We start from the raw sequence: 13,897 nt of genomic DNA, 5'->3' as shown, positions 1-13,897 counted from the left end.
CGCTCGCGCTTGAGCCGGGCCAGCAGGGCGAGAATGCCCGCCCGGTGATGCGCGTCCAGCGCGGACACCGCCTCGTCGCAGACCAGCAGTACCGGATCGGTCGCCAGCGCGCGGGCGATGGCGATGCGCTGGCGCTGGCCGCCACTGAACTGATGCGGATGGCGGTCCAGCATGTCCGGCGTCAACCCGACCGCCGCCAGCAGTGCGGCCACGCGCTCCCGCCGCGCGCGGGCATCCCCGATGCCATGGATGCGCAGGGGTTCGGCCACCGTGTCGACCACGCGCTGGCGCGGGTCCAGCGAGGCGTGCGGATCCTGGAACACCACGCCGACCTTCGCCCGCCAGCGGCGCAGGGCCGGGCCGGTCATGCGGGTGATGTCCTGGCCGTCGAACAGCACGCGGCCGGACGCGCCCTGCAGCAGCCGCAGCAGCACGCGGCCCAGGGTGCTCTTGCCGCTGCCGCTTTCCCCCACCAGCGCCAGGCCTTCGCCGCGATGCAGCTCGATGGCGACCCCGTCGAGCGCGTCACTGGGCGCGCCGCGATAACGCACTCGCAGTCCATCGGCCCGCAGCAGCGGTTCCGACGCGGGCGCGCGCGGCGGCGCGGCGTCGGGCGCGGGCAGGCGGTCGGCGTCGAGCAGCTCCCGCGTGTAGGGATGCGCGGGCCGGGCGAACAGCGTCGCGGTGTCCGCGTCCTCCACCGCCTCGCCGGCACGCAGGACCTGCACGCGTTGCGCGTACGCGCCCACCAGCGGCAGGTCGTGGCTGATGAGCAGCACGGCCAGTCCGTCCTGGCGGCGCAGGCCGTCGAGCAGGTCGAGGATGTCGCGCGCGATGCGCGCATCCAGCGCCGAAGTGGGCTCGTCGGCGACCAGCACGCGCGGGCGCGCCGCCAGCGCGAGGGCGATCGCGATGCGCTGGCGCTGGCCGCCGGAGAACTGGTGCGGATACCGGCGCAGGGCCGCGTCGGGCTGGGGCATCTGCACGCGCACGATCAGCGCGAGCGCCTGCGCGTGCGCGTCGCGGCGGGCGATGCCGCCGACCGCGGTCAGGGTCTCGACCAGCTGCGCGCCGATGCTGCGCAGCGGATGCAGGCTGGCCAGCGGATCCTGTGGAATCCAGCCGATGCCGCGCCCGCGCAGCGCGTGATGCGCCGGCCCGCCCAGCGGCAGCGCGACGCCCTCGTGGTGCAGGCGGCCGGTCGCACGCAGGCCCGGCGTCAGCAGGCCCAGCAGGGCCAGCCCGGTCAGGCTCTTGCCGCTGCCGCTTTCGCCGACCAGGCCCAGGCAGCACCCGGGCTGCAGCTGCAACGACAACGGCCCGAGCAGGCGTCGCGCCCCGGCGTGGACTTCCAGCGCCTCCAGGCGCAGCGCCGCCGCCGTCACGCGGTCGTGCCCGTGTCGCGCACGTCGAGCCAGTCGCGCAGGCCGTCGCCGAGGAACTGGAAGGCCGCCAGGGTCGTCACCAGGAACACGGCCGGGAACAGCAGCGTCCACGGCGCGCTGTCCAGCTCCTGCACGCCTTCGCTGAGCAGGGTGCCCCAGCTGGCGGAGGGCTCGTCCACGCTCAGGCCCAGGAACCCCAGGAAGCTCTCGACCAGGATGGCCTGCGGCAGGATCAGTCCCAGGTAGACGAAGGCCAGCGGCAGCAGGTGCGGCAGCACGTGCCAGTGCAGCCGCTGGCGGAAGCTGGCGCCCGCGGCGCGGGCGGCCAGCACGAAGGGGGCTTCGCGCAGGCGCGCGGCCTCGGCGCGCATCACCCGCGCCAGGTCGATCCAGACGTAGCCGCCGATCGCGGCCAGCAACAGGCCGAGGGAACGCTCGAACAGGGTCAGCAGCAGGATGACCACCAGCAGGAACGGCAGGGCGCTGAACACGTCGAGCACCCGCACCATCGCCCGCTCCACGCGCCCCCCGGCCAGGCCGGCGACGGCGCCGTAACCCACGCCGATCACCAGCGCGACCACGCTGGCCAGCAGGCCGACAGTGAGCGACAGGCGCCCTCCGGCCAGCGTGCGCGCGAACACGTCACGGCCGATGGCGTCGGTGCCGAAACCGTGGCCCGCCACGCCCGGCCGCACCGACAGCGCGTTCCAGTCCGGGGCGTGCGGATCGAACCCGGTCAGCCAGGGGCCGAGCCAGCACACCGCGGCCAGCGCCGCCAGCACCAGCAGGCAGGTGCGTGCCAGCGGCGGCAGCGGTCGGGACGTGGGCAGCATCGCGGCATCTTAACGGCGGCCCGGCGCGCCCGGTGGCGGTGCGCGGGTCCTGGGAAGTGGCAACCCGCCGTCCAAAAAAGACTCGCGAGCTACTCTTTTTTGCCCGCGAGCGTGTCTTTTCTGGACGCTCGCGTCTGATTTCTGGACGCGAGCGTGTCTTTTTTGGACGCGAGCGTCTCGTTTCGGGACGCGCGCGTCCAAAAATCACTCGGCGGCGTGTCTTTTCGGGACGCGAGCGTGTCTTTTCCGGACGCGAGCGTCCAAAAATCAGACGCTCGCGAGTCTTTTTTGGTAGCTGGCGGACAAAAATTAGACAGCCACCCTGGACGCCGGCAGGCCCACGGGCCCGGTCGGCCCGGCCCGCCGCGGCATGCGCAGCGGGCATATCCAGATGAGGCATGGCCGTTTCCGTCCCCGCGGACGCGTGGCCACTGTGGGCCTCCCCAACCGCCGGACGTCCACGATGCCCGCCCCCCTTGCCGCGCCCGCCCGCGCCGCCTTCCCGGCGCACTCATCGTCCGCAGCCGCCCGCGATCCTCGCCCGACGGCTAACCGGACCTTTACAGCCGCTGCGTCAGGCTGGTTCGCGCCTCCCACATGGATGCGACCCGGAGCCCGCCATGACCCCACTGTCGACCGCCATCCTCCGCCCCCCGGTGCGCGGGTGAAGCGCGCCTTCCGCTCGCCCGGCGGGCTGATTCCGCGCCCGGGCCCGCGCCCGGGCCTGGCCGCCCGCGCCGCGCTGCTGCTGCTCGCATTGGGCGTGGCGTGGGGCGCGTCGGCCAAGGAGCCGGAGCTGCTCAATGTCTCCTATGACCCGACGCGCGAGTTCTACACCGACGTCAACGCGGCCTTCACCGCGCAGTGGCGCAAGGACACCGGCCATGGCGTGAAGGTGCGCACCTCGCACGGCGGGTCGGGCAAGCAGGCGCGGTCGGTGGTGGACGGGCTGGAGGCCGACGTGGTCACCCTCGCGCTGGCGGCCGACATCGACACCATCGCCAAGCAGGGCCTGCTGCCGCAGAACTGGCAGTCGCGCCTGCCGCACAACAGCGCTCCGTACACCTCGACCATCGTGTTCCTGGTGCGCAAGGGCAACCCGAAGAAGATCCGCGACTGGAACGACCTGGCGCGCGACGGCGTGGCGGTGATCACGCCCAATCCCAAGACCTCCGGCGGCGCGCGCTGGAACTACCTGGCGGCGTGGGCGTGGGCCTCGCGCGAATACCGCGACGGCGCCAAGGTGCTCGACTTCCTCACCCGCCTGTTCGGCAACGTGCCGGTGCTCGACACCGGCGCGCGCGGCTCGACGACGACCTTCGTCGAGCGCGGCATCGGCGATGTGCTGATCGCGTGGGAGAACGAAGCCCTGCTCACGCTGGCCAGCGAGCAGGCCCGCGGGCGCTACGAGATCGTCGTGCCCTCGGTCAGCATCCGCGCCGAGCCGCCGGTGGCGCTGGTCGACAGGAACGTCGATGCGCACGGCACGCGGGCGCAGGCCGAGGCCTACCTGCGCTTCCTCTATTCGCCGCAGGGCCAGCGCCTGGCCGCGCGTCACCACTTCCGTCCGTCCGAGCCGGACAAGGTCCCCGCCGCCGAGCGTGCCCGCTTCGTGCAGGTCACCCAGGTCACCATCGACGGCGCGTTCGGCGGCTGGGCGAAGGCGCAGGCCGCGCATTTCGCCGACGGCGGCTTCTTCGACCGCATCTACCGGCCGCGCTGAGCGCGCGTCCGGTCCTGCCATCGCGATGAGCACGCTCGCCCTGCCCCTGCACGCACGCCGCGGCCCCTCGCCGCTGCCCGGCTTCGGCCTGAGCCTGGGCCTGGGCATGGCCTGGCTGGGCGTGGTGGTGCTGCTGCCGCTGGCGGCGCTGGCGGTGCACGCGGCGGGGCTCGGCGCCGAAGGCTGGCTGCGCGCGATCAAGGACGAGCGCGTGCAGGCCTCGATCAAGCTGAGCTTCGGCGCGTCGCTCGCCGCGGCGCTGGTGGCGCTGGTAGTCGGCGCGCTGGTGGCCTGGGTGCTCGTGCGCTACCGGTTCCCGGGCCGGCGCCTGCTCGACGCGCTGGTCGACCTGCCCTTCGCGCTGCCCACGGCCGTGGCGGGCATCGCGCTGACGGCGATCTACGCCGGCAACGGCTGGGTGGGACGCATCACCGAGCCGCTGGGGCTGAAGGTCGCCTACACCCCCGTCGGCATCGTCGTCGCGCTGGTGTTCGTCGGCCTGCCGTTCGCCGTGCGCACGGTGCAGCCGGTGCTGGAAGCGCTGGGCCGCGAACAGGAGGAAGCCGCCGCCTCGCTGGGCGCGTCGCGACTGACCACGCTGCGGCGGGTGGTGCTGCCCGAACTGGCGCCCGCGCTGCTGACCGGCTTCTCGCTGGCCTTCGCGCGCGCGCTGGGCGAGTTCGGCTCGGTGATCTTCATCGCCGGCAACCTGCCCTACCGCACCGAGATCGCCCCGCTGCTGATCACCATCCGCCTGGAGGAAAGCAACATCCCCGGTGCGGTCGCCATCGCCGCACTGCTGCTGGGCATGTCCTTCGTCTGCCTGCTGGTGATCAACGCCGTGCCGCTGCTGTTCGCCCACGAGCGCAGGAAACAGGGCCGTGGCTGAGCGCACCGTCATCGCATCGGACGACCGCGACGCGCTGGCCGAGCCGCGCTGGCTGCGCTGGCTGCTGACCGCGCTGGCCGTCGCCCTGCTGGCGCTGCTGCTGCTGATGCCGCTGGCCATGCTGCTGGGCGCCGCCTTCGAGAAGGGGCTGGCGGTCTGGGCCAATGCGCTGGTCGAACCCGATGCGTTCGCCGCGCTGAAGCTCACCCTGCTCACCGCCGCCGTCGTGGTGCCGGTCAATGCCGTCTTCGGCCTGCTGATGGCCTGGGCCGTCACGCGCTTCGACTTCCGCGGCAAGCGCGTGCTGCTGTCGCTGGTCGACCTGCCCTTCGCCGTATCGCCGGTGGTCGCCGGCCTGTGCCTGGTGCTGTTGTTCAGCCCCACCCACGGCTGGTTCGCCGACTGGTTGAACCAGGTCGGGCTGAAGATCCTGTTCGCGCCGCCCGGCATCGTGCTGGCGACGCTGTTCATCACCTTCCCGCTGGTCGTGCGCGAGCTGATCCCACTGATGGAACAGCAGGGCGCCGACGAGGAACTGGCGGCGCGCTCGCTCGGCGCGGGCGCGTGGACGATGTTCCGCCGCGTCACCCTGCCCAACATCAAGTGGGGCCTGCTGTACGGCGTGCTGCTGTGCACCGCCCGCGCGATGGGCGAGTTCGGCGCGGTGTCGGTGGTGTCCGGCCACATCCAGGGCAAGACCAATACGCTGCCGCTGCACATCGAGGTGCTCTACAAGCAGTTCGACGGCGCCACCGCCGCGTTCGCGGTCGCCTCGCTGCTGGCGGGCATGGCGCTGGTCACGCTGCTGGTGAAGTTCTGGCTGGAGTCGCGCCACGGCGATGCGCTGGCGCGTACCCACCGGAGGCACTGATGACGTCGGCCGCATTCCTCCCCCCGCCGGCCGGCAGCCAGCCGCCGGCGGCCGCCTGCTCCGGCGACGCGACCTGCCGCCGCGGCTACGCGACGCCCTCGCGCACCTTCCCTTTCGAGTCCCGCCGATGAACGTCGTCCGCCTTCCCGTCACCCCGCAGCCTCCCCGCCACCCTCATGCGCCGGGCGGGGGCGGGCTGGTACAACAGGTGCCGCCCCCCCACAAGGCGCGCGGGATGGACCTGCACATCCGCCAGCTGAGCAAACGCTACCGCGACGTCGCCGCGCTGGACGCGGTCGACCTGGACATCGCGTCGGGCGAACTGGTCGCCCTGCTCGGCCCGTCCGGGTCGGGCAAGACCACCCTGCTGCGCGTGATCGCGGGGCTGCTGCACGCCGACCGCGGGCAGGTGCTGTTCGGCGAGACCGACGCCACGCGCCTGAGCCTGCGCGAGCGCAACGTGGGTTTCGTGTTCCAGCACTACGCGTTGTTCCGCCACATGACCGTGGCCGAGAACATCGCCTTCGGCCTGCGCAGCCGGCCGCGTGCGCGCCGCCCCGACAAGGCCACCATCGCGCGCCGCGTGGAGGAGCTGCTGGGCCTGATCCAGCTCGCCGAGCTGGGCGAGCGCTATCCCGACCAGCTCTCCGGCGGGCAGCGCCAGCGCGTCGCCCTGGCGCGCGCGCTGGCGATCGATCCGACCGTGCTGCTGCTCGACGAACCCTTCGGCGCACTCGACGCCAAGGTGCGGGTCGACCTGCGGCGCTGGCTGCGCCGCCTGCACGAACAGACCGGGCAGACCACGCTGTTCGTGACCCACGACCAGGAAGAGGCGCTCGAACTGGCCGACCGCGTCGTGGTGCTGCGCGAAGGCCGCATCGAACAGGTCGGGACGCCCGACGAGATCTACAGCGCGCCGGTATCGGAGTACGTGTTCGACTTCATCGGCCGCGCCAGCACGCTGGACGGGCGGGTGGAGCAGGGCCGGTTCCTGGCCGGCGACACCAGCTTCGGCGTGCCGGTGGACCTGCCCGACGGCCCCGCGCGCCTGTACGCGCGGCCCCACGACCTGTCGCTGGCGCCGGGCCACGACGGCTGGCCGGCCCGCGTACTGGCCGCCCACCGCCTGGCCGACCGCATCACGCTGGAACTGGACTTGCCGGGTCAGTCGCGCACGCTGGAGTTCGACGTGGCCGCGACGCCCGACGTGGAGACGCCGGCCGTGGGGCGCACGATCGCGGTGAAGCCGCTGCGCTACAGGGTGTATTCGCGGTAGGTGACGCGGGTGGGTGAGCACCACGCGGCCGAGCCACGCAGCGGTTCACCTACGTCGGCCGCCGCCGCGGCCCGCAAATCCTCGGCGGCCTGTGTTCCTCGGGGGCGGGGTGTTTGCTCCTCGGGGGCCGGTAGAATGTTTCCATGACCTATCCCTACTCGCGCCCGCGGCGGATGCGCCGCGACGACTTCTCGCGCCGCCTGATGCGGCAGACCGTGCTGACGGCGAACGACCTGATCTATCCGGTGTTCGTGCACGAACTGGCCGGACGCGAGGCCGTCGCCTCGATGCCCGGCGTCAGCCGCGTGTCGGTGGACGAACTGATGCGGGTGGCCGAAACGGCCAGCGAGCTCAAGGTGCCTGCGCTGGCGCTGTTCCCGGTGACGGCGCCGGATGCCAAGTCGCTGACCGCGCACGCGGCCTGGGACGACGACGGCCTGGTGCAGCGCGCCGTGCGTGCGCTCAAGCAGCGGTTCCCGCAGCTGGGCGTGATCACCGACGTGGCCCTGGACCCCTACACCTCGCACGGCCAGGACGGGCTGGTCGATGACAGCGGCTACGTGCTCAATGACGAGACCGTCGAAGCGCTGGTGCAGCAGGCGCTCTCGCACGCACGCGCCGGCGCCGACATCGTCGCCCCCAGCGACATGATGGATGGTCGCATCGGCGCCATCCGCGGCGAGCTGGAAGGCGAGGGCTTCATCCACACCCGGATCCTGGCCTACAGCGCCAAGTACGCCAGCGCCTTCTACGGCCCGTTCCGCGACGCGGTCGGCAGCGCGGGCGCGCTGGGCAAGGGCAACAAGTACACCTACCAGATGGACCCGGCCAACAGCGACGAAGCGCTGCAGGAAGTGGCGGCCGACCTGGAGGAAGGCGCCGACATGGTGATGGTCAAGCCGGGCCTGCCGTATCTGGACATCGTGCGCCGGGTGAAGGACGAGTTCGGCGTGCCGACCTTCGTCTACCAGGTCAGCGGCGAGTACGCGATGCTCAAGGCCGCCGCGCAGAACGGCTGGATCGACGAGCGCGCGTGCGCCCTGGAAGCGCTGACCTCGATCAAGCGCGCCGGCGCCGACGGCGTGCTGACGTACTTCGCGCTCGACGCGGCGCGGTGGCTGCGCGAGCAGGACTGACGCGACACGCCTGGCTCAAACGCGCCTGACCCAAACGCCCCTGACCCAAACGCGCCGGGCTCAAACGCGCCAGACTGAAGCGCACCGGACTGAAGCGCGCCGGGAATTGGACAGGACCGACATCCGCGTCGGCCGGCGCTAGCGACAGCCGGCCTGCCCCGTCACCGCCGGCACCTTCGTCCGGTAGATGTCCAGCTTGCCCGCGCGCGGGGCCTTCGCCATCGCGCTGACCAGCAGTTCCCCGGGCTTGTTCCAGTCCACCACCGGCGCCAGCGTGGCCGACTCGCCGGTGTTGAACGACACGGCCAGTGGCTGGGCACGTCCGTAGCGCGCGCCCTCGCACTGGGCCACCAGCAGCCGGATCGGCGCCGAGGCCGCATCGTCGGATCGCGCGAACACGATCGCCCTGCCGTCGTCCAGCCACGCCGCGTCGAAGTCGTCGTGCGGAGTGTTCACGCCGGGCACCGGATGCGGATCGCCGAAGACCTCGCCGTCCCGGTTCGCGATGAACAGATCGTGCCGGCCGGCGCCGCCCCGGCCGTCGCTGGCGAACAGCAGCGCCTTGCCGTCGCGGCTGGGCGTGGGCGCCCATTCGTCGCCGCGGCTGTTGATGCCGGGTCCCAGGTTCTGGGGCTTGCCGAAGCCGCCATCGGGTTTGACCGGGGCGCGGTACAGATCGTCGCCGCCCTGGCCGCCAGGACGGTTGGAGAAGAAGTACAGCCATCGTCCGTCGGCGCTGAAGGCCGGGTCGAAGTCGTTGGCCGCGCTGTTGAGCGCGACCGGGCGCGCGTCCTGCCAGCGCTTGTCGCGCAGCGTGGCCTGCCACAGGTCCCACCCGCCCGCGCCACCGGGACGGTCCGTGCTGCCCCAGACGATGTGCTGCCCGTCGGGCGACAGCGTCGCGCGCACCTCGGTGTGCGGCGTGGAGACCACGCCCATGCCTTCGATGCCGAACTCGGCCAGCCAGGCGCCCGCCGAGGCGCACGCGCACAGCAGCGCGGCGGCCAGCGGCAGGCGCATCGCGTGCAACCGTCGGGCCGCGGGGGAATGGCACTGCAGGGTCATGGCGGGGCACCGGTGTGAGCAGGGTGTCAATGTGCCGCAAATGCGGCGTCGCGGCGAAGGGCAAAGCGTGGCTGCACGCACACTTGCGACATCGCGGAGTAGACTGCTTTTCGCGCGCTGCGGCCGCCCGGGCGTGACCTTCGCGTTGTAGTGGAGGCCCCCGCGGTTTTTGCACCTGCGGGCCGCGCCGTCGCCGTGCCCCGCCGCCGCCCAGGAGCCGCCATGTCCGACCCGCACGCGCCGTCCCGCTTCGCCGTCATCGGCCATCCCGTCGCGCATTCGCTGTCGCCGCGGATCCATGCGGCGTTCGCGCGCCAGACCGGGATCAACCTGACCTACGTCGCCATCGATGCGGCACCGGAGGAATTCGACGCCGTGCTCGCCGAGTTCGCGGCCGAGGGCGGCGTCGGCGCCAACATCACCCTGCCGCACAAGACCCGCGCCGCGCAGATCTGCACGCACCTGAGCGAAGCGGCCGAGCGCGCCGGTGCGGTGAACACGCTGATCCGCAGCGCCACGGGCTGGCACGGCGACAACACCGACGGCACCGGCCTGGTGCGCGACCTCACCGATCGCCACGGCCTGGACCTGCGATCGCGGCGCACGCTGCTGATCGGCGCGGGCGGCGCCGCGCGCGGCGTGGCACCGGCCCTGCTCGATGCGGGTATCGGCGATCTGTTCATCGTCAACCGGACGCCGGAGCGGACCGACGCGCTGGCCGACGCGCTGGGCCAGCCGGGCCGGGTGCATCCGCGCTACTTCGACGACCTGCGCGGGCTGGGCAGCTTCGACCTGATCATCAATGCCACTTCGGCGACCCGCGACGGCGGCCTGCCGACATTGCCCATGAGCCTGATGGGGCGCCGCAGCGCGGCCGTCGACCTGAGCTACGGCGAGGTCGCCATCCCCTTCCTGTCCTGGGCCCGCGCCGCCGGCGCGCATGAGCGCACCGATGGCCTGGGCATGCTCGTCGAGCAGGCGGCCGAGAGTTTCCAGCGCTGGCACCAGGTGCGCCCGGAGACCGACGCGGTGTACGCCAAGCTGCGCGAACACGACGCGCTGCTGGTGACCGCGGACTGAGGACGCCCGTCGTCGGCCGCGTCGTCGGGCTCCGTCCCGCGGCCGCACAGGACAACGCGTGGGCACCAGGTTGAAGTGCAATCGCCTCGCCCCGCAGTGGGACGGACGGCGCCCGCGTACGCGCCACCTCGTCATCTGCCATCGGCCGACAGACCGTCACGGCACGATGTGAAGCCGATGTGTGCGGGGGCTTTGTGATGCGCACGCACTATGGCGGCGGCAGCCGCCATCTGCCCCGTGCGCCGGCCTTGTAAAGCGTTCAGGCCCCGATGTGAAGCCCATGTGTGTGTCCGCTTCTGCGGACCTAGGTCGTTGGCTTCCTTGCTGGAGCATCGGGCTCCGGCCCACAACGGGGGGTTCCTCCATGATTCGTCCGCTTATTGCCCTGATGGGCATCGCGCTTCTTTCGCCGGCCGCGCAGGCCGCTGAAAGCTACGACAACTGCACCGGCACGATCACTTCGGTTCCAACCACGATCAACACCCAGGGCACCTGGTGCCTGGGCCACCAATGTGTCGACGGCCGTCACCTCCGGCGCGGCCATCGTCATCGGCACCAACAACGTCACCATCGACTGCAACGACTTCCGCATCGGCGGGCTGGCCGCGGGCGTGTCGACCGACACCATCGGCATCCTGGTCAACAACCACCTCAACGCCACGATCCGCAACTGCGGCGTGCGCGGCTTCCTGGAAGGCATCCGTATTGCCGGCAATGCCTCGGGCGCGCTGATCGAGCACAACCGCCTGGACCAGAACACCGACGCGGGCATCACGCTGGCCGGCACCGGGCACATGGTCCGCTTCAATCGCATCGTGGATACCGGCGGACGGCCGGCGTCGACGCAGACCGACGGCATCGCCTCGACCGCCGACGAGACCCAGATCACTGACAACACCATCATCGGCATGACGGTGACCGAGAACGAAGGCGACGTGGTCGGCATTTCCTCGTTCGGCAACGCCAGCGAGGTCGCCCGCAACTACATGACCGGTCTGGTGCCCGACGATACCGGCGAGGCGTTCGGCATCTCCGCCGGTCTGAGCGTGGGCAGCTCGATCCATCGCAACCAGATCCTGTCGTTCCCCGACGTCAATGGCACGGCCATCCTGTCCGGCGTCGACAACCAGTGCAGCAACAACAACCACACCGGCTGGGACAGCGGCATCGTTGGCTGCGCGGATGCCGGCGGGAACTTCGGCAACTGATCGACACTGCGATGCGACGGCCCGCCCCGCGGGCCGTCCGCATTTCGCGGCGGCGTGGCGCCGGGAATTTTCCGGATTTCATCAATGAGTTCAGCGTCGCGCGAACCCGCGCACGTGGCCTGCATCTGCGGTGACCGCCTGATCGTCCCGACGGCGTTGGCCCGTATGCAGGGGAGCGAATCAATCGATCGAGGTATCTATGCTGCGGACCATTCTTGCCTTGCTTGCCTGCGCGGTACTGTCGCCCGCGCAGGCGGCGGAGAGTTACGACAACTGCACCGGCACGATCAGCTCGCTTCCGGCGACCATCAACACGCAGGGCACCTGGTGCCTGAAGGCGAACCTGTCCACCGCCATCAACACCGGCGCGGCGATCACCATCAACACCAACAACGTGACGATCGACTGCAATGACTTCCGGATCGGCGGCCTGACGGCCGGCCTGTCCACCAATGCCACCGGCATCCTGGCCACGAACATGCTCAACACGGTCGTGCGCCGTTGCGGCGTCCGCGGCTTCCAGATCGGCATCCGCCTGGCCGGCACGGGCTCCTCCGGCGCGCTGATCGAGCACAACCGGCTGGACCAGAACACCGATGCCGGGATCGTGGTGTCGGGCAACAACCACCAGGTCATCTTCAACCGCATCGTGGATACCGGCGGGCGGCCCGCCTCGGCCCAGACCGACGGCATTCTCTCCGCGGCCTCGCACAGCCAGATCACCGACAACGGCATCATCGGGATGACCGTGACCCTGATCACCGGCGACGTGGTGGGCATCACCGCCACGGGCAACGCCACCGAAGTGGCCCGCAACTACGTCAGCGCCCTGGTGCCCGGGGAGGACGGTGACGCCTTCGGCATAGCCACCGGCGCCAGCGTGGGCGGCTCCATCCACCGCAACCAGCTGCTCTCCTACCCGGCGGTGATCGGCACGGCCATCGTGTCCGGGCCCGGCAACCAGTGCGGCAACAACAGCCATACCGGCTGGGACAGCGGCGTGGTCGGCTGCACCGACGCCGGCGGCAATTTCGGCAACTGAACGGCAGACCCCGCGGCGGCCCGCCCCGGCGGGCCGTCGGCGTGTCCGGGGATGGCCAGCCAGCCCCGTCGCCCGTTCGTCCGGGGCGACGGCCCGGACGCCGGCAAGGCCCATGGGACGCGGGAAGGCCTGCGGACGCCAGCCCACCTGCGCGGCGGCAAGCCTTCATGGGCGGCCCCGCGGCCGCGACGACTTTGCGCAGTCCGCGAGAACCATGACTTTTGGCAGGGGTCCGAATGCGTCAGTTCCTGCCCTGCCGCTGGCGGGATCTGTCGTGGCAGGAAAGACGGTTTTCCGGCATTCGACCGTTCGTCGGCTTTTTGACGCCGAGACACGCATCACCCCTAGACCGTGAACCACATCACACTAGACTCCTGCCACGCGCGCCGATCCCGGCCCGCGCTCGACAGGGGAAATCGTCATGTTGCGTTCGTTCATCGGCCTTCTGCTGGCCGCTGCGGTGGTGCCGTGCGCCAACGCCGCCCAAAGCTACGACAACTGCACCGGCGTGATCACCACGCTGCCGGCCACCATCAGCACCCAGGGCACCTGGTGCCTGAAGAGCAACCTCTCGACGGCGATCACGACCGGCAACGCGATTACCGTCGCGACCAACAACGTGACCATCGACTGCAACGACTACAAGCTGGGCGGCCTGCCCGCCGGCGACGCCACCAACGCGGTCGGCATCTTCTCGGCCGACAAGCTCAACACCACGGTCCGCCGCTGCGGCATCCGCGGCTTCTCCTACGGCATCCTGCTGTCGGGCGCCAACAACGCCGGCACGCTGATCGAAGACAACCGCTTCGACCAGAACACCTACCGCGCGATCGAAATCCATGGTGGCGGCCACGTCATCCAGCGCAACCGCATCGTCGACACCGGCGGCCGCCCGAACTCCGGCAGCACCGTCGCCATCCAGGTCACCGGTTCGGAGTCGCAGGTCAATGACAACCTGATCAGCGGCCTGATGGTGACCAACGCCGGCGGCCTGGTGGTCGGCATCAACGCCACCGGCGGCACCTCGGAAATCTCCCGCAACATGGTCACCGGCCTGGTCCCGAACCAGGGTCCGAGCCGCGGCATCACGGTCGGCAACTCCAAGGCCAGCACGATCCGCAGCAACGTCCTGCTGAGCGGCTCGCTGCTGATGGGCTATGGCGTCAACGCCAGCGCCGGCAACGTCTGCTCGGAAAACAAGATCATCGGCTACAACTGGGCCTTCGTCGGTGGCTGCACCAACGGCGGCAACAACTCCAGCCGGAAGTAAGCCGCAACGTTCGACCCGGACGGCCCGCCTTGGCGGGCCGTTCTGCTTTTGGGGGTCGCGGGACGGTGGGCGGTGCGGCCCTGTCTCCCGCCGGTAGCTGCGCCAGGCACACGCAGGGC

Annotated in this window: 11 protein-coding genes and 1 pseudogene; 9 read left to right on the top strand and 3 right to left on the bottom strand. The window is 71.0% G+C overall.

Going from position 1 to position 13,897, the window contains the following annotated elements; all coding sequences use genetic code 11:
* Positions 1 to 125: 125 nt before the first annotated feature.
* Positions 126 to 1,385 (bottom strand): annotated as a pseudogene (locus I8J32_RS17550) (ATP-binding cassette domain-containing protein); the annotation flags it as partial.
* Positions 1,382 to 2,218, bottom strand: coding sequence for an ABC transporter permease (locus I8J32_RS05275; protein WP_200614621.1), 837 nt, complete (start codon positions 2,216 to 2,218; stop codon positions 1,382 to 1,384). The pseudogene I8J32_RS17550 and the gene I8J32_RS05275, both read right to left, overlap by 4 nt.
* Before the next feature lie 694 nt (positions 2,219 to 2,912).
* Between I8J32_RS05275 and I8J32_RS05270 the strand changes: the two genes are divergently transcribed.
* The 5 genes from I8J32_RS05270 to hemB all read left to right on the top strand — a co-directional run bounded on the left by I8J32_RS05270 (position 2,913) and on the right by hemB (position 8,113).
* Entirely contained in the window at positions 2,913 to 3,941 is a 1,029-nt protein-coding gene (locus I8J32_RS05270; RefSeq protein WP_407061015.1) for a sulfate ABC transporter substrate-binding protein, read from the top strand.
* A 25-nt stretch (positions 3,942 to 3,966) separates the two neighbouring features.
* Entirely contained in the window at positions 3,967 to 4,830 is an 864-nt protein-coding gene (gene cysT / locus I8J32_RS05265) for a sulfate ABC transporter permease subunit CysT (RefSeq protein ID WP_200614624.1), read from the top strand.
* A complete protein-coding gene (gene cysW / locus I8J32_RS05260; RefSeq protein WP_200614625.1) occupies positions 4,823 to 5,701 on the top strand; it encodes a sulfate ABC transporter permease subunit CysW in 879 nt (292 codons plus the stop codon). The genes cysT and cysW overlap by 8 nt, the downstream gene beginning before the upstream one ends.
* A 235-nt stretch (positions 5,702 to 5,936) precedes the next feature.
* The gene (locus I8J32_RS05255; RefSeq protein ID WP_200614627.1) at positions 5,937 to 6,977 is read left to right on the top strand and encodes a sulfate/molybdate ABC transporter ATP-binding protein; all 1,041 of its coding nucleotides are present in this window, start codon (positions 5,937 to 5,939) and stop codon (positions 6,975 to 6,977) included.
* Positions 6,978 to 7,120: 143 nt separating this feature from the next.
* Positions 7,121 to 8,113, top strand: coding sequence for a porphobilinogen synthase (gene hemB / locus I8J32_RS05250; protein ID WP_200614629.1), 993 nt, complete (start codon positions 7,121 to 7,123; stop codon positions 8,111 to 8,113).
* A 138-nt stretch (positions 8,114 to 8,251) separates the two neighbouring features.
* Here the strand turns inward: hemB and I8J32_RS05245 are convergent, their stop codons facing one another.
* Positions 8,252 to 9,178 (bottom strand): TolB family protein, encoded by a 927-nt coding sequence (locus I8J32_RS05245; RefSeq protein ID WP_245156422.1) that lies wholly within the window; start codon positions 9,176 to 9,178, stop codon positions 8,252 to 8,254.
* A 222-nt stretch (positions 9,179 to 9,400) separates the two neighbouring features.
* Here I8J32_RS05245 and aroE point away from each other — a divergent pair, with 222 nt between their 5' ends.
* From aroE to I8J32_RS05225, 4 genes are all read left to right on the top strand, one after another.
* Entirely contained in the window at positions 9,401 to 10,258 is an 858-nt protein-coding gene (aroE, locus tag I8J32_RS05240) for a shikimate dehydrogenase (RefSeq protein WP_200614638.1), read from the top strand.
* A 512-nt stretch (positions 10,259 to 10,770) separates the two neighbouring features.
* Positions 10,771 to 11,466, top strand: a complete 696-nt coding sequence (locus I8J32_RS05235; protein ID WP_207526804.1) for a right-handed parallel beta-helix repeat-containing protein — start codon at positions 10,771 to 10,773, stop codon at positions 11,464 to 11,466.
* Positions 11,467 to 11,665: 199 nt separating this feature from the next.
* Positions 11,666 to 12,508, top strand: a complete 843-nt coding sequence (locus I8J32_RS05230; RefSeq protein ID WP_200614641.1) for a right-handed parallel beta-helix repeat-containing protein — start codon at positions 11,666 to 11,668, stop codon at positions 12,506 to 12,508.
* 421 nt (positions 12,509 to 12,929) lie between these two features.
* Positions 12,930 to 13,778 (top strand): right-handed parallel beta-helix repeat-containing protein, encoded by an 849-nt coding sequence (locus I8J32_RS05225; RefSeq protein WP_200614642.1) that lies wholly within the window; start codon positions 12,930 to 12,932, stop codon positions 13,776 to 13,778.
* Positions 13,779 to 13,897: the final 119 nt, after the last annotated feature.

The organism is Lysobacter solisilvae (genome assembly GCF_016613535.2).
Taxonomy (GTDB): domain Bacteria; phylum Pseudomonadota; class Gammaproteobacteria; order Xanthomonadales; family Xanthomonadaceae; genus Agrilutibacter; species Agrilutibacter solisilvae.
Note: the sequence above shows the minus strand (reverse complement) of the source record. Positions and strands in the feature narration are given on the sequence as shown.